The organism is Lysobacter firmicutimachus, assembly GCF_037027445.1.
Classification (GTDB): domain Bacteria; phylum Pseudomonadota; class Gammaproteobacteria; order Xanthomonadales; family Xanthomonadaceae; genus Lysobacter; species Lysobacter firmicutimachus.
Genome location: NZ_JBANDL010000002.1, coordinates 2,912,215 through 2,932,543, shown reverse-complemented (window position 1 = coordinate 2,932,543; position 20,329 = coordinate 2,912,215). Strand labels below are relative to the sequence as shown.

At 69.4% G+C, this 20,329-nt stretch carries 18 protein-coding genes, 1 tRNA gene and 1 pseudogene; 12 read left to right on the top strand and 8 right to left on the bottom strand.

Annotation, left to right across the window (positions count from 1 at the left end):
• The first annotated feature begins 49 nt into the window (after window positions 1-49).
• On the top strand, window positions 50-3,385 hold the full coding sequence (locus V2J18_RS12880; protein WP_336131966.1) for a hybrid sensor histidine kinase/response regulator: 3,336 nt from the start codon (window positions 50-52) through the stop codon (window positions 3,383-3,385).
• Between the two features lie 245 nt (window positions 3,386-3,630).
• On the opposite strand, the gene V2J18_RS12875 is transcribed toward V2J18_RS12880, so the two are convergent.
• Window positions 3,631-4,296, bottom strand: coding sequence for a response regulator transcription factor (locus tag V2J18_RS12875; RefSeq protein ID WP_064749492.1), 666 nt, complete (start codon window positions 4,294-4,296; stop codon window positions 3,631-3,633).
• A 230-nt stretch (window positions 4,297-4,526) separates the two neighbouring features.
• On the opposite strand from V2J18_RS12875, the gene V2J18_RS12870 reads away from it, so the two are divergent.
• The 9 genes and pseudogenes from V2J18_RS12870 to V2J18_RS12830 all read left to right on the top strand — a co-directional run.
• Window positions 4,527-6,338 (top strand): 3-hydroxybutyrate oligomer hydrolase family protein, encoded by a 1,812-nt coding sequence (locus V2J18_RS12870; protein ID WP_064749499.1) that lies wholly within the window; start codon window positions 4,527-4,529, stop codon window positions 6,336-6,338.
• Between the two features lie 124 nt (window positions 6,339-6,462).
• Window positions 6,463-7,077 (top strand): CDP-alcohol phosphatidyltransferase family protein, encoded by a 615-nt coding sequence (locus tag V2J18_RS12865; RefSeq protein WP_064749491.1) that lies wholly within the window; start codon window positions 6,463-6,465, stop codon window positions 7,075-7,077.
• A 62-nt stretch (window positions 7,078-7,139) separates the two neighbouring features.
• Window positions 7,140-8,390: an RES family NAD+ phosphorylase gene (locus tag V2J18_RS12860; RefSeq protein ID WP_186442648.1), complete on the top strand. Its 1,251-nt coding sequence runs from the start codon at window positions 7,140-7,142 to the stop codon at window positions 8,388-8,390.
• A gap of 106 nt (window positions 8,391-8,496) precedes the next feature.
• Window positions 8,497-9,738 carry a class III poly(R)-hydroxyalkanoic acid synthase subunit PhaE gene (phaE, locus tag V2J18_RS12855; RefSeq protein ID WP_336131965.1) on the top strand — a complete coding sequence of 414 codons (1,242 nt, stop codon included), beginning with the start codon at window positions 8,497-8,499 and terminating at the stop codon, window positions 9,736-9,738.
• A gap of 1 nt (window position 9,739) precedes the next feature.
• On the top strand, window positions 9,740-10,810 hold the full coding sequence (locus tag V2J18_RS12850; RefSeq protein WP_336131964.1) for a class III poly(R)-hydroxyalkanoic acid synthase subunit PhaC: 1,071 nt from the start codon (window positions 9,740-9,742) through the stop codon (window positions 10,808-10,810).
• 58 nt (window positions 10,811-10,868) lie between these two features.
• Entirely contained in the window at window positions 10,869-11,600 is a 732-nt protein-coding gene (locus V2J18_RS12845) for an SGNH/GDSL hydrolase family protein (protein WP_064749483.1), read from the top strand.
• A gap of 38 nt (window positions 11,601-11,638) precedes the next feature.
• Complete coding sequence (locus tag V2J18_RS12840; protein ID WP_261370191.1) at window positions 11,639-12,088, top strand: YfeK family protein; 450 nt, start codon at window positions 11,639-11,641, stop codon at window positions 12,086-12,088.
• Between the two features lie 48 nt (window positions 12,089-12,136).
• Complete coding sequence (locus V2J18_RS12835) at window positions 12,137-12,340, top strand: PspC domain-containing protein (protein ID WP_064749481.1); 204 nt, start codon at window positions 12,137-12,139, stop codon at window positions 12,338-12,340.
• A gap of 93 nt (window positions 12,341-12,433) precedes the next feature.
• Window positions 12,434-12,772, top strand: a pseudogene (locus V2J18_RS12830) (hypothetical protein); the annotation flags it as partial.
• Window positions 12,773-13,169: 397 nt separating this feature from the next.
• Here V2J18_RS12830 and V2J18_RS12825 read toward each other — a convergent pair.
• Window positions 13,170-13,973 carry an NRDE family protein gene (locus V2J18_RS12825; RefSeq protein ID WP_064749479.1) on the bottom strand — a complete coding sequence of 268 codons (804 nt, stop codon included), beginning with the start codon at window positions 13,971-13,973 and terminating at the stop codon, window positions 13,170-13,172.
• A gap of 209 nt (window positions 13,974-14,182) precedes the next feature.
• On the opposite strand from V2J18_RS12825, the gene V2J18_RS12820 reads away from it, so the two are divergent.
• Together V2J18_RS12820 and V2J18_RS12815 are read left to right on the top strand one after the other, a co-directional pair.
• Window positions 14,183-14,782 carry a hypothetical protein gene (locus V2J18_RS12820; protein ID WP_336131963.1) on the top strand — a complete coding sequence of 200 codons (600 nt, stop codon included), beginning with the start codon at window positions 14,183-14,185 and terminating at the stop codon, window positions 14,780-14,782.
• A 120-nt stretch (window positions 14,783-14,902) separates the two neighbouring features.
• Window positions 14,903-14,989: transfer RNA gene (locus V2J18_RS12815), tRNA-Leu, on the top strand.
• A gap of 88 nt (window positions 14,990-15,077) precedes the next feature.
• Here V2J18_RS12815 and V2J18_RS12810 read toward each other — a convergent pair.
• The 6 genes from V2J18_RS12810 to V2J18_RS12785 all read right to left on the bottom strand — a co-directional run bounded on the left by V2J18_RS12810 (window position 15,078) and on the right by V2J18_RS12785 (window position 20,015).
• A complete protein-coding gene (locus V2J18_RS12810) occupies window positions 15,078-15,437 on the bottom strand; it encodes an NAD(+) diphosphatase (protein ID WP_336131962.1) in 360 nt (119 codons plus the stop codon).
• A gap of 156 nt (window positions 15,438-15,593) precedes the next feature.
• Complete coding sequence (locus tag V2J18_RS12805) at window positions 15,594-16,118, bottom strand: DUF4411 family protein (protein WP_336131961.1); 525 nt, start codon at window positions 16,116-16,118, stop codon at window positions 15,594-15,596.
• Window positions 16,111-17,235 (bottom strand): ImmA/IrrE family metallo-endopeptidase, encoded by a 1,125-nt coding sequence (locus V2J18_RS12800; protein WP_336131960.1) that lies wholly within the window; start codon window positions 17,233-17,235, stop codon window positions 16,111-16,113. The genes V2J18_RS12805 and V2J18_RS12800 overlap by 8 nt, the downstream gene beginning before the upstream one ends.
• A 252-nt stretch (window positions 17,236-17,487) precedes the next feature.
• Window positions 17,488-17,928, bottom strand: a complete 441-nt coding sequence (locus V2J18_RS12795) for a nuclear transport factor 2 family protein (protein ID WP_336131959.1) — start codon at window positions 17,926-17,928, stop codon at window positions 17,488-17,490.
• Between the two features lie 70 nt (window positions 17,929-17,998).
• A complete protein-coding gene (locus V2J18_RS12790) occupies window positions 17,999-18,907 on the bottom strand; it encodes a type 1 glutamine amidotransferase domain-containing protein (protein WP_336131958.1) in 909 nt (302 codons plus the stop codon).
• Window positions 18,908-18,998: 91 nt separating this feature from the next.
• Window positions 18,999-20,015 (bottom strand): helix-turn-helix transcriptional regulator, encoded by a 1,017-nt coding sequence (locus V2J18_RS12785; RefSeq protein WP_336131957.1) that lies wholly within the window; start codon window positions 20,013-20,015, stop codon window positions 18,999-19,001.
• Between the last annotated feature and the right edge of the window lie 314 nt (window positions 20,016-20,329).

Here is a 20,329-nt window from a genome sequence, read left to right as displayed (position 1 = left end):
AGTCCGCTGCCACGCGCTATCCTGCGCCGATGCCGCGCTCCTGCCACCCATGCTGAGCCTTACCGTCGTCGCCCTGGCCAGCCTGGCCTGGCTGGCGCTGATGTTCGGCACCGCTTTGTTCGCCGAGCGCCGGCCGGCCGCGCTGGCCAAGCACTGGCGCCACATCTACGCGCTGTCGCTGGCGGTGCACTGCACCTCGTGGACCTTCTACGGCACCGTCACCCAGGCCGCGCGCTACGGTTGGCCGCTGCCGCCGACCTTCCTCGGCTCGATCCTGTTCTACGCCTTCGCGGTCGGCTTCATGATGCGGCTGGTCAAGCTCGCGCGCGAAACCAACGCGACCTCGCTGGCCGACCTGATCGCCACCCGGCTCGGCAAGGACGCCTGGTTGGCCGCGACCGTGACCTTGGTCGCCGCGCTCGGCCTGATTCCCTACATCGCCTTGCAGCTCAAGGCGGTGGCGATGAGCTTCGCCATGCTGACCACCCGCGCCACCGACGGCGCGGCGTCGCCGGCGTGGCGCGACAGCGCGCTGTACGTGGCCCTGGCGATGGCCTTGTTCGCGATGCTGTTCGGCACCCGCCGCGCCAGCGCCGCCGAGCACAACCGCGGCCTGGTCCTGGCGATGGCGTTCGAGTCGGTGTTCAAGCTCGCCGCGATGCTGGCGATCGGCGCCCTGGTCTGGTTCGGCCTGGATCACGGCCTGACGGCGCCGATCGCGACGGCGCCGCTGCCGGCCGACGAGACCGGCGGCTTCGCGCCGCTGGTGCTGCTCGGCGGGCTGGCGATGTTCATCTTGCCGCACCAGTTCCATGTCGGCGTGGTCGAGTGCCGCGACGAGCGCGACGTGCGTACCGCGCGCTGGCAGTTCCCGCTGTATCTGTTGCTGATCGCCTTGCCGGTATTGCCGTTGGCGACGGTCGGGCAGGCGATGCTCGGCTCGCAGGTGCCGTCGGACTTGTACGTGCTGGCCTTGCCGCTGTCGCAAGGGCACGAGTCGCTGGCCTTGTTCGCCTTCCTCGGCGGGCTCAGCGCCGCCACCGGCATGGTCGTGGTCAGCACGCTCACCCTGAGCCTGATGATCGGCAACCACTGGTTCGCGCCGGGCCTGCTGCGCGGAGCGTGGGCGCGCGACAGCGATCTGCGCGGGCGCGTGTTGGCGCTGCGCCGCGGCGGCATCGTCGCGATCATGCTGCTGGCTTGGGGCTATAGCCGCTTGATCGCCGGCAGCGAAGCGCTGGCCGATGTCGGCGCGGTGTCGTTCTCGGCCTTGGCCACGCTGGCGCCGGCGCTGGCCTTCGCGGTATGGCGGCCGCAGACGCCGGCGCGCGCGGCGGTGATCGGCATCGCGGCCGGCTTCGCCGCCTGGGCCTGGGCCTTGTTGCTGCCGATGCTGCACGACGCGGGCGGCGTGGCTCCGGCCTGGCTGCACGAAGGTCCGCTGGGCTGGTCGTGGCTGGCGCCGGAGCGCCTGTTCGGCCTGACCGGCTGGAGCCGGCTCGGCCGCGCGGTCGGCGCCAGCCTGTTCCTGGGCACGCTGGCGACCGTGCTGGCGGCGGTGTGGCGGCGCGAAACCCCGCGCAGCGCGCGGCGCGGTCTGGACGTGCAGACCCTGCGCGCGGCCGGCCTGCGTTTCCTGCCGCGCGAACGCGTCGCGCAGCTGCTCGATGCCGCGCCCGCGGGTGCGCCGGTGGCGGCCGAAGTCGAGGCTGCATTGGAACGCGAACTGGCCGCGGTGCTGGGCTCGGCGTCGGCGCGCGTGCTGCTGGACGCGGCGCGGCGCGAAACCGGGCGCGACCTGGACACGGTCGCGGCGATCGTCGGCGAAGCCTCGGCCGACCTGCGATTCAACCAGCGCGTGCTCGAAGCGGCGCTGCAGAACATGAGCCAGGGCATCAGCGTGGTCGACGCGCAACTGCGCCTGGTGGCGTGGAACCGGCGCTATGCCGAGTTGTTCGCGTATCCGCCGGAGCTGCTGCAGGTCGGCCGTCCGATCGCCGACCTGGCGCGCTGGGCGATGCAGCGCCTGCCGATGCAGGGCGATCTGGAGCGCGCGCTGCAGCGGCGCCTGGCGTTCATGCGCGCCGGCACCCCGCATCTGTCCGAGCGCGTGCTCGCCGACGGCAGCATCGTCGAGATCCGCGGCAATCCCATGCCCGGTGGCGGGTTCGTCGCCACCTTCACCGATGTCACCGCGTTCCGCCGCGCCGAGGCCGGGCTGATCCAGGCCAACGAGACCCTGGAGCAGCGGGTGGCCGCGCGCACCGCCGATCTGGAAGTCGCCAAGCGCGAGGCCGAGCGCGCCAACGAAGCCAAGAGCCGCTTCCTGGCCGCGGTCGGCCACGATCTGATGCAGCCGCTGCACGCTGCACAGCTGTTCACCGATGCCCTGGCGCAGCAGCTGACCGCGCCGGCGCAGCGCGAGACCGTGGCCCAGATCGGCGGTGCGCTGGATTCCACCGGCGATCTGCTGACCGGCCTGCTGGACATGTCGCGCCTGCAAGCCGGCGGCCTGGTGCCGCAGCCGCGCGAGTTTCCGCTGGCCGAAGTGCTCGATCCGCTGGCCTCGGAGTTCGGCGCGATCGCGGCGGCGCGCGGCCTGCGTTTCCGCTACGTCGCCAGCCGCGCCTGGACCCGCAGCGATCCGCAGCTGCTGCGCCGGGTGCTGCAGAACTTCCTCGCCAATGCGGTGCGCTACACCGAACGCGGCGGCGTCCTGCTCGGCGTGCGCCGGCGCGCCGGCGCGCTGGCGGTGGAAGTGCTGGACAGCGGGCCGGGCATCGCTGCGGATCAGCAGTCGGCGATCTTCGAAGAGTTCCGCCGCGGCGAAGACGCGCCGGGGCAGGGCCTGGGCCTGGGACTGTCGATCGCCGACCGCATCGCCCAGTTGCTGGATGCACCGCTGAGCCTGCGCAGTGCGCTCGGCCGCGGCACCGCGTTCGCGGTACGCCTGCCGCATGCGCCGATGCCGTCGGCGGCGTTGCCGGCCGGCGCTCAGCGCAGCGTCGCCGGCCTGCGCGTGCTGGCGGTGGACAACGATCCGCAGGCGCTGGCGGCGCTGGACGAGGTGTTGCGGCGCTGGGGCTGCGAGGTGGCCACCGCCGACGGCGACGAAGCCGCACGCAGGGCCCTGCGCGAGCGGCCGGCAGCGCTGTGGCTGTTCGACTTCCACCTCGACGACGACGACACCGGCCTGGCCCTGGCGCAGCGCCTGAGCGACGAATTCGGCGCGCGGCCCTGCCTGCTGCTCAGCGCCGACACGGGGGCCGCCGTGCGGCAGGCCGTGCACGAAGCCGGGGTCGCCTTGCTGCCCAAGCCGGTCAAGCCGCTGGCCTTGAAGTCGGTGTTGGACCGCTTGCTGGCGGCCGGCGGCGTCGGCGCCTGAATGGGCGGCGAGCGCCGGCGCGTGACGATGGCGCGAAGGTGAGATCGCGTGAGCGATGTCAAGGAAATCTTCTGGTCATTTTCTCGCCAACCCTATTGCAATGCTTGTGCCACAAAGGATTCGGCGTGGTCTCCACCTTACTGTCCGCAGGTTTGTCCACAGGCTGTGTGGACAAACACCGCGACGCGGGGTGAGGCAGGGTGAGCGGGCGCGAACGAGCGAGAGACCCCGCTGTGACTGCGCGCTCAGTCCTCGATCCGGCGCGCCGGATCGGCCAGTTCGAGCTCGCGCAGGACCACGCCGGCCTGGGTGCGGTTGCGCACGCCGAGGCGGTCGAAGATCGCCGACAGGTGCGCCTTGACAGTGCGCTCCTGCACGTCCAGTCGGTCGGCGATCTGCTTGTTGAGCAGGCCCTGCGCGACCAGAGTCAGGACTCTGAATTGCTGCGGCGACAGGCTGGCCAGGCGCGAGGCGAGGTCGGCGTCGCCACGCTCGCTGTGGGTGCGGGCGACCGCGGCGCGCAGCGTCGCCGGCAGCCACTGTTCGCAGGCCAATACGGCGCGGATCGCGTCGCGCAGTTCGTCCAGGCCGGCGCTCTTGGGCAGATAGCCGGCGGCGCCGTGGTCGAGCGCGCGCCGCACCACCCGCGGATCGTCGTTGGCCGAGACCACCGCGACCGCGGTGCCGGGGTACTGGGCGCGGATCGCCGCCAACCCGGCCAGGCCGTGGTTGCCCGGCATGTGCAGATCGAGCAGGACCAGGTCGATGCCGGGCTCGGCTTCGAGCGCGGCCAGCGCATCGTCGAGCGTGCCGGCTTCGCGCACCGCCGTATCGGGCACAGCGTCCGCGGCGGCCTGGCGCAACGCAGCGCGGAACAGGGGATGGTCGTCGGCGATCAGCAGGGTCGGCATCGCGCTAAGCCTAGCAGGCCGCGCCGGCGCTTCCGCGCGCGCACCGGCGGGCTGTACCAAAGTACGATGGGCCGGCGCGCGCGGCTTGCTAGCCTGCGCCGATGAACGCCTTCCACTCCCGTCTTGCCGCGGCCTGTGCCGCGGTCGCCCTGTCCGCCGCCGCCGCGGCCCCGATCGCGGTCGCCGCGCCGCGCACTGCGGCGGCCCCGCCCGTCAAGGACGCATCGCCGATGTTCAGCGCCCCACGCCAGACCGAACACCGCGGCGAGCACGACGACCTGCTCAGCGCCGGGCTCGGTCTGGACGGCTTGCGCGCCGCGCTGCCGCCGGCCTTCGCCGACCCGGCCCATCCCACCGCCGCCGAACTGCGCCGGCGCGCGCTGTGGGCGAACTGGCGCGGCATCGCCGATCTTGCCGTCGGCGGCGGTTACGGCGAGGTCTACGGCAGCGTGCAGCGGGTCGAAGGGCGCGAGTACAGCGCCTACGCGACCGTGCCCGGCGCGCATCAGCCGCACCGCGTGCTGGCGCAGGTGCCGGATGCGTTCGATGCCGGCAAGCGCTGTCTGGTGGTCGCGGCGTCTTCCGGTTCGCGCGGCATCTACGGCGCGATCGCCGTGGCCGGCGCCTGGGGCCTGCCCAAGGGCTGCGCGGTGGCTTACACCGACAAGGGCGCCGGTACCGACTATTTCGATCTCGATGCCGGCCTGGGCGTGCGCGCCGACGGCACCATCGGCCAGCCCGAGGACGGCGACCTGGCTTTCGTGCCGAGCGCGGCCGAGCGCGCGGCGGCGGGCGGCATCGCCTTCAAGCATGCGCATTCTCGCGACAACCCCGAAGCCGACTGGGGGCGCCACGTGCGGCAGGCGGCGCAGTTCGGCCTGAGCGCGTTGGATCGGGCCTTCCCGCAGCAGGCGCCGTTCACCTGGGCCAACACCCGGGTCATCGCGGTGGGCATCTCCAACGGCGGCGGTGCGGTGCTGCGCGCCGCCGAACTCGACGGCGAGCCCTGGCTCGACGCGGTGGTGGCGGGCGAACCGAACGTGTACGTCGACGGGGCGCGCCCCCTGTACGACTACACCACCGAAGCGGCGCTGCTGATGCCGTGCGCGCTGCAGCACAAGCCCCTGGCGGCGATGCCGGCGGCGCCGGCCGGCGCCGCCGCGGACGCTTACTGCGCCTATGCCGCGGCCAACGGCTGGCTCGGCGAGGGCATGGCCGAGGCGAGCAACGAAGCGCGCGCGGAAGCCGCGTATCGGCGCTTGCGCGACAACGGCTGGAGCGACGCCGCGTTGCGCGCTGGCGCGCTGTCGGTCAGTTTCGATCTGTGGCGCGCGGTCGCGGCGACGTACGCCTCGGCCTATGGCCGCTACGCGCCGGCGGCGAAGCGGGCCGGCAAGGGGCCGGACCAGCCTTGGCTGCCGTTCGCCTATGCCGCTGCCGACGCGGCGGCCCAGCCGCCGACCGCACGCCCGGCCGCCGCCAACGAGCGTGCCGCCTGGTGGGCCGATGCCAGCGGCATTCCGCCCGGTGCGGGCGTGCAGTTGTTCGCGCCGCCGGCCGGCGATCCCGCGCAAGCGCTGGCGCCGCTGGCCGGGCTGCGCGCGTTGTGGACCGGGCAGGGAGGCGATGGGGACGCTGCAGCGGGCCTCGCCGCCGCGCACCGGCGAGTGCGCGAGGGCATCGCCGCGACGCGCGCCTCGGCGCCGCGCAAGGGCGTGCCGGTGGTGGTCGTGCACGGTCTCGACGACGGCCTGATTCCGCCGGCATTCAGCAGCGAGCCCTATGTGGCGATGGCGCGCCGCGCCGGCGCGCAAGTGCGGTACTGGCAGGTGCGCAACGTGCAGCATTTCGACGCTTTCCTCGGACTGCCGGCATTGGCCGCGCGCTATCAACCGCTGCTGCCGTACGTCTACGCCGCGCTGGACCGGGTCGAGGCGCACCTGGCCGACGGCGCGCCGCTGCCGGCCGACGCCACCATCGACACCGGCCTGCGAGCGGCCGGTCAGCCGTTGCAGGCGCCGCAGCTCGCGATCCCGCGCTGACCGCGCCGCCGCGGCCGCGGACGGGGCAGGATGCGACCTCCGCCTCTTGCGGCCGGCGCTCCGGCTTTGGCAGGCTGGACGCCCCTCGGGACGGCCGCAGCCGTCCATCACGGAGCAACACCGCATGCGGCGCCACTTCTCGATGCTTCGCGAATTCCATCTCGCGGACTGGTTCACCCTCGCCAACGCGTTCTGCGGCACCGGCGCGATCTTCGCCGCGATGCGCTTCCTGCAGGAAGGCGGCGTGCGCGATCTGATGATCGGCATGGCGCTGATCCCGCTGGCCTTCATCTTCGACGCGCTGGACGGCAAGGTCGCGCGCTGGCGCAAGTCCTCGTCCACCCTCGGACGCGAACTCGACTCGCTGGCCGACGTGATCTCCTTCGGCGTCGCGCCGGCGGCGCTGGCCTACGCCTGCGGCCTGCAGGGCGGTTGGGACTGGGTGGTGCTGAGCTATTTCGTCGGTTGCGGCGTCAGCCGCCTGGCGCGCTACAACGTCACCGCCGAGGCCCTCTCCGGCGACGAAGGCAAGGTCAAGTACTTTGAGGGCACGCCGATTCCGACCAGCCTGGCGTTGGTGATCGTGCTGGCGGTCGCGGCCTGGCAGGGCGCGATCGGCCCCGACCTGTGGTTCGGCGGCATCCGCATCGGCCCGTGGCTGTTCCACCCGCTGGTGCTGATGTTCGCGCTGTCGGGCTCGCTGATGATCAGCAAGACGCTGCGCATTCCCAAGCCTTGAGCGGTGCGCTCCGGGCGGAGACGGCGGACCATGCGGGCACGGGGGCGGCACGGATGAAGCGGATGCTGCGGGAGCTGGCCGAGGACGTGTTCGCGCAAGGCCCGTATGCCGGCGGAATCTGCTTGCCGTGCATCGGCAACACCGTGTTGCGGCGGCTCTACGAAGAACGGCTTTTGCCCGAACCCTGCGCCGTGTGCGGCGTGCAGCGGGCCGGCCTGTCGGTGCAACAGATCGTGCGCGCCGTGCGCGGCGAGATCCGCGACTGGTTCGAGCCTCATGTCGACCTCTATCCGGGCTACGACGGCTTGTCGCTGGCCGCGGTCGTCGGCCGGGTGATCGGCTGCGAGCATGCGCCGTTCTGCGAGACCGTGGCCGGGCAGTTGCACGAGCCGGGCGCCGGCGAGGACGCCTTGTTCCATCCGGAGCAGCGTTACCAGCAACGGCGCCTGCCGTTCGAATCGGAGCAGCACGAGGACGACTACCTGCTCGGCGAGTGGGAGGCGGTGGTGCACGCACTTCGCCACGAGCAGCGGTTCTACAACGACCGCGCCGAGCGCTTCTTCGCGTCCTTGTTCGACGAAGCGCTGCAGGCCAAGGTGCGCACAGTGCTGCCGTCCTGGCACAGGCCTGCCGCGATCCTCGAACTGGGCACCGGCGTGCGGATGTTCCGCGCGCGTTGCTGCGACGACGACGCCAAATTGGCGCGGGTGCTGGCGCAGCCCGAGCGCGAACTCGGTGCGGCGCCGCGCGCCCGCGCGAACAGCAACCGGATGAACCCGGCCGGCGTGCCGCTGTTCTATGGCGCCGGCGCCGTGCACACCAGCGTGGCCGAAGTGCGCCCCTCGATCGGCGACCGGGTTGCGGTCGGGACGTTCCAGCCCGAGCGCGCCTTGAAACTGTTCGATTTCCGCGGCCTGGATCAGCGGATCGACCCGCAGGCGTTCGAGTTCTTCCGCGGCCGCGCGGACGAGCGTCTGCGCCGGCGCCATTTGCTGAAGCACCTGCACCGGTTGATCTCGCTGCCGGCGCGGCCGGGCGGAGAGGGCTACCTGGTGACTCAGGTGATGATCGAATACCTGCGCTACCGTCACGAGGAACGTTTCGACGGCGTCGCGTTCCGTTCGGTGCAGGATGGCGCCGGGGTCAACTACGTGATCTTCAGCGAAGACGAGCCGGATTCGCCGTCGGCATCGTCCGGGCGCGAACCGCGTTTTCCGCTGCGCCTGGTCGGCGCGCCGGCGGTGCACGAGGTTCAGGCCCTGGCCTACCGGCTCGATCCGCCGCTGCCGCGCAGCGATAGTGGACCGGACTAGGCCCGGCGATCGCGGCGCGCCGCGCCGGCCCCAGACGAACCAGACGCTCGGGCAGCGCCCGGCAACACGCCGTTGCTATGATCGGGCCAAATCCCTGGAGGCGGCGATGGCGAATTTCGGTTTCGGCTCGAACAATCCCGGCGGCTTCGGCGCCGCCGGTTCCGACGGATTCGAGCAACTGGCGCGACAGTACTGGAGCGCATGGGGCGAGATGATGCGCGGCGCCGCGCCGCAGCCGGCGCCCCCTTCGCTGCCGGGCTGGAACGAGGCCGTGCAATGGTGGTCGCAACTGGCCAAGGGCAGCAGCCCGCAGGCCGACGACACCCTGGACCGCTTCAACAGCCAGGCGCGCGCCTGGTTCGGCGAGATCCAGAAGCTCGCGGCGCAGTTCGCCGGCCGCGACGCGTCCGCGGCCGACATCGCCGGCGCCTGGAAGCAGGCGATGGGTGGGCAGGGCGGCAATCCCTTCGCCGATGTGTTCGGCGCGATGCGCGGCCCGGGCCAGCAGGATTTCTCGCGCTGGGCCGAACAGATCGCGCCGTATCTGCAGAACCTGCACAGCGAAGGCCGTGCCTGGCTCGGCGTGCCGGCGGTCGGTTTCTCGCGCGAGCACCAGGAGCGCGTGCAGCACCTGGCCCAGGCCTATCTGGACTATCAGCAGCGCAGCCAGGCTTATAACGCGCTGATGGCCGAAGCCGCGCAGGATGCGTTCGCGCGTTTCGAGAACAAGCTGGCCGAGCGCAGCGAACCGGGTCGTCAGATCGGCAGCGCGCGCGCCCTGTTCGACCTGTGGATCGACGCGGCCGAAGAGGCCTATGCCGACATCGCCCTGTCGCCGCGCTTCCGCGACGCCTACGCCGACCTGGTCAACTCGCAGATGCGGCTGCGCGCCGGGGTGCAGAAGGAGGTCGAGCAGACCACCAGCAGCCTGGGCATGCCGACCCGCACCGAGATCGACGCCGCGCACCGCAAGATCGTTCAGCTCGAACGCGAACTGCGCCGGCTGCGCGACGAGCTGCAGTCGCGCCCGGCGCCGGCGCGCGCCGAGGCCGATGCGCCGCGCGGGCCGGAGGTGAAACCGGCGCCCGCCGCCAAGCCGGCCGCGGGCAAACCCGCTGCCGCGACCCAGTCCGCGGCGGCCAAGCCCAAGGCGGTCAAACCCAAGGCGGCCAAGCCGCGCACAGCGCAATCGGTCGCCGCCGCGCCGAGCGTCAGCGCGGCATCGCCCGCGAAGACGCCCGCCCAGCCGCCGCGCAAGACCGCGATCGCCCGTCCGCAACCGCCGGCGCGCCCCGCGGCGGTGAGCAAGTCCGGCGCCGCCAAGCCGGCCAAGAAGGGAGCCCGCTGAGATGACCGGTCCGATCAATTTCAGCGCCGAATCCCTGGCCCAGGAAGCGATGCAGGCGCAGCAGAAACTGCGCGCCGGCCTGGACTCGCTGCGCCAGGTCGACAACATCGACTACGGCGCGACCGAACGCGAGGAAGTCTGGCGCGACGGAAAGGTGGTGCTGTACCGCTTCCGCGGCGAGAAAGCGCCGACCGCCAAAGTGCCGCTGCTGATCGCCTATGCGCTGGTCAACCGCCCGTACATGGTCGACCTGCAGGCCGACAAGTCGATCGTGCGCGGCCTGCTGGAGCGCGGCGAGGACGTCTACATCCTCGACTGGGGCTATCCGGACCGCTCCGACCGCTATCTGGAGCTGGAGGACTACATCCAGCGCTTTCTCGGCGGCGCCGTCGACCATCTGCGCCGCGAGTACCGGATGGAGGCGATCAACCTGCTCGGCATCTGCCAGGGCGGCGCGTTCTCGCTGTGCTATTCGGCGCTGAATCCGCGCAAGGTGCGCAACCTCATCACCATGGTCACGCCGGTGGATTTCCACACCGACGACAACATGCTGTCGAACTGGACCCGCGGCCTGGACATCGACCAGTTCGTCGACACGCTCGGCAACGTGCCGGCCGACGTCATGAACTGGTGCTACCTGACCCTCAAGCCGTGGCGGCTGTTCGTGCAGAAGTACGTCGGCCTGATCGACATCCTCGACGACAAGCGCGCGCTGGAAGACTTCCTGCGCATGGAGAAGTGGATCTTCGACTCGCCCGACCAGGCCGGCGAAGCCTTCCGCCAGTTCATCAAGCAGTTCTACCAGGGCAACGGCTTCGTCGAGGGCGGCATCGACATCGGCGGCCGCGCGGTCGATCTGGGGTATGTCGACATGCCGGTGCTGAACATTTACGCCGAGCAGGACCATCTGGTGCCGCCGGCCGCATCGAAGGCGCTCAAGAACCTGGTCGGCAGCGAAGACTACAGCGAGCTGTCGTTCAAGGGCGGGCACATCGGCATCTACGTCTCCGGCCGCGCCCAGCGCGAAGTGCCCGGCGCGATCCACGACTGGCTGGCGCAGCGTTCGCGTTGAGGCCGCGGCGCGGCGGTTCCGGGTTAGTCTGTCGCTTCTCCTCCGACCGGATCGCCGCATGCGCCGCTGCCTGCTCGTCTGTCTCGTCCTTGCGCTGAGCGCCTGCGCCGTCGCGCCGTCGCGTTCCTCCGACGCCGCCACCGCCGGTTCATCCGCCGCCCCGGTGGCCGCCGCGGAAGGCGCCGCGCCGCGCGATCCGGAGCAATGGGAAGCCGACATCCGGGCTTTCGAGGCCGAGGACGCGCGGGTCCGGCGGCGGCCGGGCGGGGTGGTGTTCGTCGGCAGTTCCTCGATCCGCTACTGGACCACGCTGGACCAGGATTTCCCGGGGGTGGCCAGCATCAACCGCGGCTTCGGCGGCTCCCGGGTCTACGACTCGCTGCGCTATGCCGAACGCATCGTGCTGCCGTACCGGCCGCGCGCAGTGGTGTTCTACGCCGGCGACAACGACCTGTCCGAAGGCCGCTCGCCGCAGCAGGTGCGCGACGATTTCGTCGCCTTCGTGCAGCGCGTGCATCAGTCCGAGCCGCAGGCGCGGATCGGTTTCGTCTCGATCAAGCCCAGCCCGTCGCGCGCCGCGCTGCTGCCGCAGGTGCGCGCGGCCAACGCGCTGGTCCGCGACTACGCGGCGAGCGCGACCGGGGTGGACTACCTGGACGTGTTCACGCCGATGCTGGACGCCGACGGCGCGCCGCGCGCGGGGCTCTTTCTGCAAGACCGGCTGCACATGAACCGCGAGGGCTATGCGATCTGGAAAGACGTGGTCGGCAGCTGGCTGGGTGCGCTCTAATTCGGCACGAATCGCAGCACAGATCTCGGCACCCCGGCATGGACTCGCTCAACCCGATGCAACCGCTGAAGCTCCGCCGCCGCGCTGCGGCACCGCGTTCCCTGCGCCGCGCCGGCTGGCTGCTGGCCGGCCTGCTGGCCTCCTGTTTCGGCGCCCAGGCCGCGCCCAGCGCCCAGGCCGAGCGCGAAATCGAACAACTGATCCAAGCCCTGGGCCGCTCCGGTTGCCAGTTCGAACGCAACGGCAGTTGGCACGACGCCGCGCAGGCGCAGGCGCATCTGCGCAAGAAGCTGGCCTATCTGCGCAAGCGCGATCTGGCCGACACCGCCGAGGCGTTCATCGACCGCGCCGCCAGCCGCAGCAGCCTCAGCGGCCAGCCCTACCGGGTGCGTTGCGGCCAGGCGGCGCCGGTCAGCTCGGCTTCCTGGCTGCGGGGCAAACTCGTTCAGCTACGCAGCGCCGGCGTCTCGACACCGCCGTCGCGGTGACGCGCTAGACTCATTCGGGACCCGTCAGCACTCGGAGACCTGGGCCGGATGAGCAGTTCCGCGCGACCGCTGTGCCGCTCGCGGCACGACCGCATGATCGCCGGCGTCGCCGGCGGCATCGCCCTGCGCCTGCGCTGGAATCCGGTGCTGGTGCGCGCCGCATTCGTGGTCCTGGCGCTGGCCAGCTTCGGCCTGCCGGTGGTGTTGCTGTACCTGATCCTGTGGCTGGTCCTGCCCGAAGAGGGGTGCTGACTGAGCGTGTGGCTGCGAATCGCCGGCGGTGCGCTGGGCGCGGTGTGGACCTCGCCGGTGACCCTGCTCGGCCTGCTCGCCGGCGTGCTGGCGATGCCGTTCGGCGCGCGCGCGCGTTGGCGCCGCGAAGACCTCGCGCTGGTGTTCCATCACTGGCCTTGGGGCCCGGGCGGGGCGATCACCCTCGGCAACGTGATCCTGCACACCGGCGCCGACCTGGACTCGCCGTGCTTCACCTATGCGCACGATGCCGGGCACTGCGTCGAAGCGCCGATCCGCCTGTCCGATCACGAACGCGCCCATGTCTACCAGTACATGGTGCTGGGCCCGCTGTTCCTGCCCTTGTACCTGCTGTGCGGCGGCATCAGCGTGCGCAACCGCTTCGAGCGCGCGGCCGATCGCTACGCGCAGACCGGCCGCGGCTGGTGGCCGTGGGCGCGGTGGCCGGCCGGGCAGAGCGCCGGGGCGGCAGCGATGCGCGTTTACTCGGGCGATGCGCATGAACAGGCGCCGTGCGAGCGTGAGCGCAGGCGCGATCACGAAAATTTGATCGGCCGGTAACGTTACCGGGCGTACCCTGCATGCGTCGGAGAACAACCAACGGACGCGAGTCCGATGCAATCGCTCCGACAACGGAAGGCCCGGACACCCGAGGAAATCTCGAGGCCTGGGCCTTCTCATTGGGGCGCTGTTTTAGCGGCGCTGGTTTTGGCGCGCAACCGCGTCGCGACGGCGCGTCGCCGCGTTCGCGCCTTCCAGGCCGCAGCTTCGACCCGCATGCTCGAACCGGACGCGCGGCCGTCGCCGCGGCCCGCGCGCAGGCGGTGTCCTAACCGCTACGAGCGGCGGTCAATGGCAGGCGCACGGCGCTGTCGCCGCCGGGTGCGCCGTTGGGGCCGAAACGGCGTTCGACGAACACCACCGCATCGTCTTCGACCAACACCACGGTGCTGCAGCGCGTGCCGTAACCGTCGCCGAGCACGAACGGCGGCGACAGCAGGCGTTCCAGTTCGAGGCCGACGCCGGTGTCGGGCAAAGCCGCGTCCGGCGCCGGCGCGGTATCGGCCAGCGCCGCCAACAATTCGGCGACGCCGGCGCCGTCCGCAGCGCGGGCTTGAGAGGCAGGCGAAGCCAGCCAGGCCGACAAGGCGCGGGTGGCGTGGCCGCTCTTCGGCCAGGGCGCGTCGAACGCGCCGTTGGACATGGCATGCACGCCGGGCGCGATCGGCGCGCTCTGGAATTCGGGGTGATTGCTGGCGAAACGCAGTTGCGCGCCATCCCACAGCAACAGATTGAAGCGGCCGTACTCGGCTGCGTACGGCGCCATCGCGGCCAGGTAGGACTCGGCATCCGCGTCGCCGCGCACGAACCCGCTGACCAGACCGCCGCGCGAGTGCGGCCGCGCTTCGGGATTGCGGCCGACGCGGACGTTGGTCACCGCGGCGAAGCGTCCGCGCGTGGACACCTGCAGCCAACTGCCGCCCTGCACCAGATCGCGTCCGCCGTAGACCTCGGGCGCCTCCGGATCGGGCCCGGCGGCGGCGCTGGGGCGGGCGTGGGCCTCGTCGCGATTGGCGATCAGGGCCAGGCGGTAGCGCGGGTGGTGGTCCCAGGCGAGGGCGATCAGGCACATCCGGCCATTCTAGCCCCGCGCCTGCGTCAGAGTGCTCACAGCGGTGGCATGGGCGCAAGCGGCATCGGTCGCGTGTTTCACACGACGAATGGCAGAGGCAGCGCAGTGTGCCTGGCACTATTCTGGCCATCGTCTCAGAAGTTGAGACCGCTCCGCGTTCTGCTAGCCGGCGCAGACGGGGAGACGCATTCATGAATCGTGGTGCCAGGATGTTGCTGCAGTTGTTCGCTCCGCCCGTGGTGGTCGCCGCCGGCGGCGTCGCCAGCGGCGCGCTCCTGCTGCAGGCCGCGGCCGCGCCGGAGGCCGCCGCCTTCGCGCCGATCGCGCGCGGCCTGCAGGCGGCAGCGCTGGCGGCGGGCGCGGCGATGGCGCTGCACGCGCTCTGGCGCGTGTGGCGCTGGGAGCGCGGCCTGGAACCGCAATGCCCCTGCGGCGGCCTGTTGTCGCGACCGTCGTCCCTGCAACGCGGACGCGTCCGCCACTGCCTGGGCTGCCGCCGTCGCCAGCCGCCCGCTCCGATCCGCAGCTCCGATCCGCCCGTACGACCCGCAGATCCCGATCCGTCGATCCGCCCGCCGCAGGCTTCCATCACCGGTCTTGATCCCATGCTCACTGCCGCCGCCATCCATTGCATCGTGACCCCGCCGCCCGAAGCGGCCCCGCTGCGCCCGAAACGGCCGGCGCCGGCCGGCGAGAACGGGCGGCGCAACGCCGGGGCCCGAAGCGCCCGCGTCCGGGCCCCCCAGGCCGCGGACGACGCCGATGCCTTCGACGAGCCGGTCTACGCCGCTGCGGCCGAACCGCACTGAGGCGCCGCGCGCAGCGGGCCTGCCGCCGACCCCGCGGCTTCAGGCCCGGACCCCGCCGGCACCGCGAAGAGGGGGGGGGCAGACTCCGCGCGCAAGCCCCGCTATACTGCGCAGCCCGCTGCCGGAGTGGCGGAATCGGTAGACGCAGCGGACTCAAAATCCGCCGCCCTTAAAAGCGTGTGGGTTCGAGTCCCACCTCCGGCACCAAGATGAAACAGAAAGGGTTAGGCCTTGCGGCCTAACCCTTTTGCTCTTCTGCAGCACGTTTTGGCCTGTAGTTGGCACGTAGCCCGCGTTATGCGGCGTTACTCATATAGTGTCGGTGGTTTATGTTGTCGCCACACGCATAGCAGCGCCGGTAAGCGCCGCCTCGGCTGGCGTAGCCCGTGCGTTCATGCCCCAGCGGGCCGCCGCAACGCGGGCAATCGAACCCATGACCGCGCTGCCACTGCACCAGTCTGTACGTGGGGGCAGCCACCAGCCACAACGTGACCGCCAGCGCCAGCAGCGGCACCCAGCGCCCGACCACCACGAACCCGGCCAGCAGAGGGCTTGCCTGCCACTGCGACAGCATCGCTATCGACACCACCGCCATCAGCAGCGCGAACGCGGCCCGGCCGTAGGCCCGAATCGCCACCCAGTTCCACTGATTCATAAAGTCCTCCCCGGCAACTCTGCCGAACCCGATTCTTCAAGCGGGCAGTCGCACAGCCTGAGACAAACGAGAATTTAGGGGCAACTTCGCGTGTTTTCGACCGGCAGGCTGAGCAGTTGCCTACACGGTGTAAGTTGGCAGGTTACAATTCCGCCTTTACGGCTTGAATACGAATGTCGGCTGTGCGTGTGCCTGAAGCAATTCGTAAATTGTCATCGTCTTAATGTTACCGATCTTCAGCGCAGCGTCCGGGATGGGCACTTCCTTCCTTTTATCGGGCTGCGACAATTCCTGAGTCACCACGATGTGTCCATGGGCGCGGGCGTAGGCGAGCAAGAACGCATCGGCACGTTTCGCTTCAGCAAACCGGGTCAACGCCGCTGGTTGATAGTGTTTGTCGCCGGCGGCCCATGCCATGCAATGAGCGTACTGCTTCATTACAGCGGCATCGCCAACATCTTCCAGGAAGAAGCCATCGGGCATACCTTCAGCCCATTTTCGGGCTTCGTCACCCTTCTTTCCTGCGAGTAGTTCCGCGCGAACCTTGCCGATGCTGTAGACCATGCCCTTATCGAAACCTTCGTGAACCCAGTCCCAAAATCCTTCGCAAAAGGAGAAGTGGTAATGGAAATTCTTGCCTTGGATGAAAACATTGGAATCGATGATGTACTTATTAGCCATTATCGGTCCGCCCCTTCGCCAAAGCCACGACTGTATCTGGCTTGACGTTCAATAAACTCGCGGCGTCACGCAGCAACGTCTGGCCACTCATCGCGCTCGCCACAATCGTTCGCGTGAATTTCCTGCTGTTTCGGATCGGAATGGTCACAAGGGCGGTCGGTTTGCCGCTGGGCTTTATTTTTTGGGTATTGGCTGCAACTTCATCATAGAATGCTTGATCGACAAGCTTGTTATCAAGCGCGCGCCGCGCGATAACGAGCTTACTCACGCGAAAATACTTAGCAACCCTGTCTAGATCTTGTGGGCCAGCCCAAAGTTCCAAAAAGGCATCGATAGGGACCAAAAAGTTGGCTGCAACGCGATTGCACAGGCGCTCAACCGGATTCCCGAATCGACTTGGCGTAACGTCGGAAACACCCGTTATGCCAAGCCAGATGTGCGCCAGCTCGTGAACAAGCGTAAAGACCGCTGCGACCTCGGCATCTCGACCATTAACGAACACGAGTGGGGCCATCTTGTGCGCAATGGCAAAACCTCTGAATTCTTTCTCGGAGATCGGGCGTCGCGTGTTGGATTTTACATAGCTTGTCTTAAAGACTAGTACGCCTCTAGCTTCAGCCTTGGCACTCAGGGTGGAGAAATACGTAGCAGCGTCAGGGCTCTTGCGACGATCATCGGTGGTTACCCCAAGTTCGCGGCGCATATCAGCCACGATGTCATCCGCATTTCGACGCGCGTCATTCGCAAATCGTCCAACGAAGGGGAGTTCCGCTGCGCCAGCTTCTGTTAGGTACTCGATCAGCCAACTCTGCTTGGCAAGCACGTCCTCAAGCGTCTCATAAAAATCTCCGCTTAAAGGTTGGGCTTCCTGGATCTGTCGCAGGTCTGGAATGTTAGGTCGCGCGAGCTCGGGCGGCTCAGAAAGAAACAAGTAACCGAAGGGGATCCGTGCTGCCTTCGCCAGCTTTTCGGCTTGCGGAATGGTTAAGAGGCCTTCCGCGATGCGTTCCCGGTCTTTCTCGCGCTTGGCGACATTCTCGGCAAAAGAATGCAAGGTTTGGCCCGCTTTTTCAGCAGCCCAGTCGAGCACATCGCGGGAAAACTCCAGCGCTTCCACGTTTGCCAGTCCATCGCCCCGTATGGAACGCCTCATTAAACCATACCAGATCGCAGGGCGTGAGACTCAGCCTTAACGCGCCAACCACACCCGAACGGGATCCAAGGGCTCCGGTCGGTATGAGCCAAACACGGCCAGCGTCAAGGCCAGCCGGTTCGGTCACCTAGCAGGTTTCCATTCAACTCAAGCCAGTTGAGCGCGCGCTAGATGTCAGTAATTCATCGGCGGGCAGCGGTGAGTACGCAAACCTGTCTACTGCACCTTAGCCTTCCCACTCCAAGATTTGCTGACGATCATCCACTTGCCATCGATCTTCGACAGCGCGAGATAGTCCACTCCGTCCCAGGTGGGATAGTCCAGCTTCACCTTGACCACCGCGGCGTTTTCGCTGACGTCGAGGATTTCGTAGCTGCGGTGGCGTTGGTCTTCGTCGTCGGCCGGTTTGCCGGGGAAGCCTTTGGCCCATTCTTCCGTGGTGCGCACGACCACCTGGCCCTTGGAGGCGGAGTAGCCGAGCACCGCGCCGTCCCGGCGCAGCACTTCGAAGGCGATGCGGGCGTCGCCGGCTTCGAAGGCCTGCATCATTCTTTGCATGGCGCGGTCGACTGCGTCGCGCTCGCTGGTTTGCGCCAGGGCGGAGGCGGGCAGGAGCAGGGTGGCGGCGAGTACGGTGGATCGGATCGATGACTTCATGGCGGTTCCTGGTGTTGTCGGGCGTAGCTGAGGGCCGGCATCGGCCGGCGGGAAAAGGCGTTGCGGGAGATCAGGCTTTCTTGGCGCCGCGGACCGGCGGTCGGGCGGCTTGGCGGCGCAGGATGTCGACCACGGCTTGCGCCACCTGCTTGGCGGACGCGTAGTTCTGGCCGGTCACGACGCGGCCGTCGACTTCGATGTAGGCCTGGTCGCCGTCCAGGGCATGGAACAGGCCGCCGCGGGATTCGACGGTTTTGCGGATCAGGAACGGGAACTGCTTGAAGTAGGGCTCGTCCTGGCGCTCGTGCTCTTCGGGATAGCCGGTGATGCGTTTGCCCGCCACCAGCGGCTGGCCGTCGGCGAGCTTGAGGTTCACCAGGCCGGCGGTGCCGTGGCAGACGGCCGAAACCACGCCGCCGTTGCGCTCGTAGACGTGCATGGCGATCCGCTGCAGCACGGGATGTTCCGGCACGCCGTAGATGGCGTTGCTGCCGCCGACGTAATAGACGGCGCGGTAGCGGCTCGGGTCGATCTGCGCGGGGCGGGCGGTGTGGCGCAGCCCGCGCATGATCCGCTCGTCCTTGCGGCGGGGCTCCATGTCCTTGCCGACGTAGCGGTCGAGGATCGGCACCTCGCCGCCGTCCGGGGAAACGAAGTCGACCGCGTAGCCCGCGGCGTGGAAGGTGTCCCAGGCATGCACGACTTCGCCGAAGCTGATGCTGGCCGGAAGGGTCGAGCTGCCGTGGACTTTGCTGCTGGCGAGGACGAACAGGATGCGCCCCTGGTCGCTGTGGGCGGGGTGGCGGAGGTCGGCGTGGGCGGCGGGCAAGACGCCGGCGCGCTGCGCGGCGGCGTCGCTCAGGCCGTCGACGACGACCGGCCCGACGATGCCCGGGGCCGCGCGGGCGTCGGGAACGCAGCCCAGGCAGGCCGACAGGAGAAGCAGCGGGAGCGATCGGAAGAGGCGCGACAGGAGCATGGGCACGGGCTCGTTGGAAGGAGCCCGCACCCTATTCGATCCCTTTCGAATCAATGTCTTGTCGCGTCTTCCCGGAGTGCTGGAACGGCTTTCAGGAGTCGCTTGCGGCGACCCGGAATGCGGCGGGCGTGACTCCGGCGAGCTTTTTGAAGGTGCTGTGGAAGGTCGACATCGACTGGAAGCCGGCTTCCGTGGCCACGACCTCGAGCGGCTTCGGCGGCGACTGGCGCAGCAGCGCCTTGGCTTCGGTCACGCGCAGTTGCGCCAGGTACTGCTTGAACGAGGTCTGGTTGTTGTCGTTCAACAGCTGCGACAGCCGGGTCTGCGGCAGGCCGAGCCGGCGCGCGAGGCGGGGCAGGGTCAGGCCCGGGTCCAGGTGCAAGCGTTCGCGCGCCATCAGCTCGGCCAGGGACTGCAACTGCACCGCGGCCTCGGATTCGGGAATCCGGCGGTCCTGGTAGGGCTCGATCGGGGCCTGGCCGGAACGCAGGCGCAGATAGACCAGCACGCTGGAGGCGAGGACGAAGGTGAAGGACAGCGCGCCGACGATGTAAGAGGTGTAGCCGGAGGTGTAGTAGGCGATCCAGATGATCCAGATGCCCGCTACCGTGCCCAGCAACAGCGGCCCGGCCGGCGTGCCCGAAAGCCGCGAGCGATGCGCGTACAACTGCGCGCTGGCGAGCAGGAGGTAGCCCAGCCACGAGTAGACGATGCCCGGGGTGACGATCTGCCGCCACAGTTCGATGTGGCCGGCATAGGGCAGGAACAGGTTCACCGCGGCGGCGAGGGCCAGCAGGCCGGCGATATGCCAACGGTCGGCCCGCCCGGGGGCGGAGGCGTCGCCCTGGCTCGAACGAACCAGGAAGAACAGGCAGGGGCCGATCATGAAGCAGGCGGTCAGGCCGATCTGCAGAACGAACCGGGGAATGTCCGGCCAGAAATAGAAGGCCACGGATTTCCCGGCGCGCACGCTCACCGCCAGGATCAGCAGCGACAGCCAGCGCTGGGTGGGTTTGCCTTTGGCCCGCCACCACAGGAACGACGCCGCGACGATGCCGTTGAAGGCGCCGAGCATGGAGAAGAAGAACAGGAAGTGTTGGCTCAGCATGGTCGATGCATCGAAACGATCGGCCTCTCGTCGGGAACGGCCGGGCGGCCGGAGGACGACGCGCGTGGGCGGAACGGCTGGGAAACATTCGTGTTGCGCGCCGATCCCCTGCGGCACGGCGCCTCGGCGAGCGCGCGCAATGATACACGCTCGCCCCGCGGGCTCCGGGGACGGGCACTACCGGCGATCGGACGTCGCGGAGCCGGGCTTGCGTGCGCCGCCGGGGTGAGCGCGGAGGCGGGGCGTGCCGGTGTCTGCGCGCGCGGGAGACGCGGGGCGATCCCGCCGAGACGGTCGCGGCGATGCGTTCGCCG

Bases quoted from the DNA above. Each gene is read 5' to 3' on its own strand.
- V2J18_RS12810 (WP_336131962.1), bottom strand. From the start codon at position 15,437: ATGAATCAGTGGAACTGGGTGGCGATTCGGGCCTACGGCCGGGCCGCG.
- V2J18_RS12825 (WP_064749479.1), bottom strand. From the start codon at position 13,973: ATGTGCCTGATCGCCCTCGCCTGGGACCACCACCCGCGCTACCGCCTG.
- V2J18_RS12835 (WP_064749481.1), top strand. From the start codon at position 12,137: ATGAGCAGTTCCGCGCGACCGCTGTGCCGCTCGCGGCACGACCGCATG.
- V2J18_RS12850 (WP_336131964.1), top strand. From the start codon at position 9,740: ATGACCGGTCCGATCAATTTCAGCGCCGAATCCCTGGCCCAGGAAGCG.
- V2J18_RS12790 (WP_336131958.1), bottom strand. From the start codon at position 18,907: ATGCTCCTGTCGCGCCTCTTCCGATCGCTCCCGCTGCTTCTCCTGTCG.
- V2J18_RS12865 (WP_064749491.1), top strand. From the start codon at position 6,463: ATGCGGCGCCACTTCTCGATGCTTCGCGAATTCCATCTCGCGGACTGG.
- V2J18_RS12820 (WP_336131963.1), top strand. From the start codon at position 14,183: ATGTTGCTGCAGTTGTTCGCTCCGCCCGTGGTGGTCGCCGCCGGCGGC.
- V2J18_RS12785 (WP_336131957.1), bottom strand. From the start codon at position 20,015: ATGCTGAGCCAACACTTCCTGTTCTTCTTCTCCATGCTCGGCGCCTTC.
- V2J18_RS12840 (WP_261370191.1), top strand. From the start codon at position 11,639: ATGGACTCGCTCAACCCGATGCAACCGCTGAAGCTCCGCCGCCGCGCT.
- V2J18_RS12805 (WP_336131961.1), bottom strand. From the start codon at position 16,118: ATGGCTAATAAGTACATCATCGATTCCAATGTTTTCATCCAAGGCAAG.
- V2J18_RS12875 (WP_064749492.1), bottom strand. From the start codon at position 4,296: ATGCCGACCCTGCTGATCGCCGACGACCATCCCCTGTTCCGCGCTGCG.
- V2J18_RS12845 (WP_064749483.1), top strand. From the start codon at position 10,869: ATGCGCCGCTGCCTGCTCGTCTGTCTCGTCCTTGCGCTGAGCGCCTGC.
- V2J18_RS12880 (WP_336131966.1), top strand. From the start codon at position 50: ATGCTGAGCCTTACCGTCGTCGCCCTGGCCAGCCTGGCCTGGCTGGCG.
- phaE (WP_336131965.1), top strand. From the start codon at position 8,497: ATGGCGAATTTCGGTTTCGGCTCGAACAATCCCGGCGGCTTCGGCGCC.
- V2J18_RS12870 (WP_064749499.1), top strand. From the start codon at position 4,527: ATGTTCAGCGCCCCACGCCAGACCGAACACCGCGGCGAGCACGACGAC.
- V2J18_RS12860 (WP_186442648.1), top strand. From the start codon at position 7,140: ATGCTGCGGGAGCTGGCCGAGGACGTGTTCGCGCAAGGCCCGTATGCC.
- V2J18_RS12795 (WP_336131959.1), bottom strand. From the start codon at position 17,928: ATGAAGTCATCGATCCGATCCACCGTACTCGCCGCCACCCTGCTCCTG.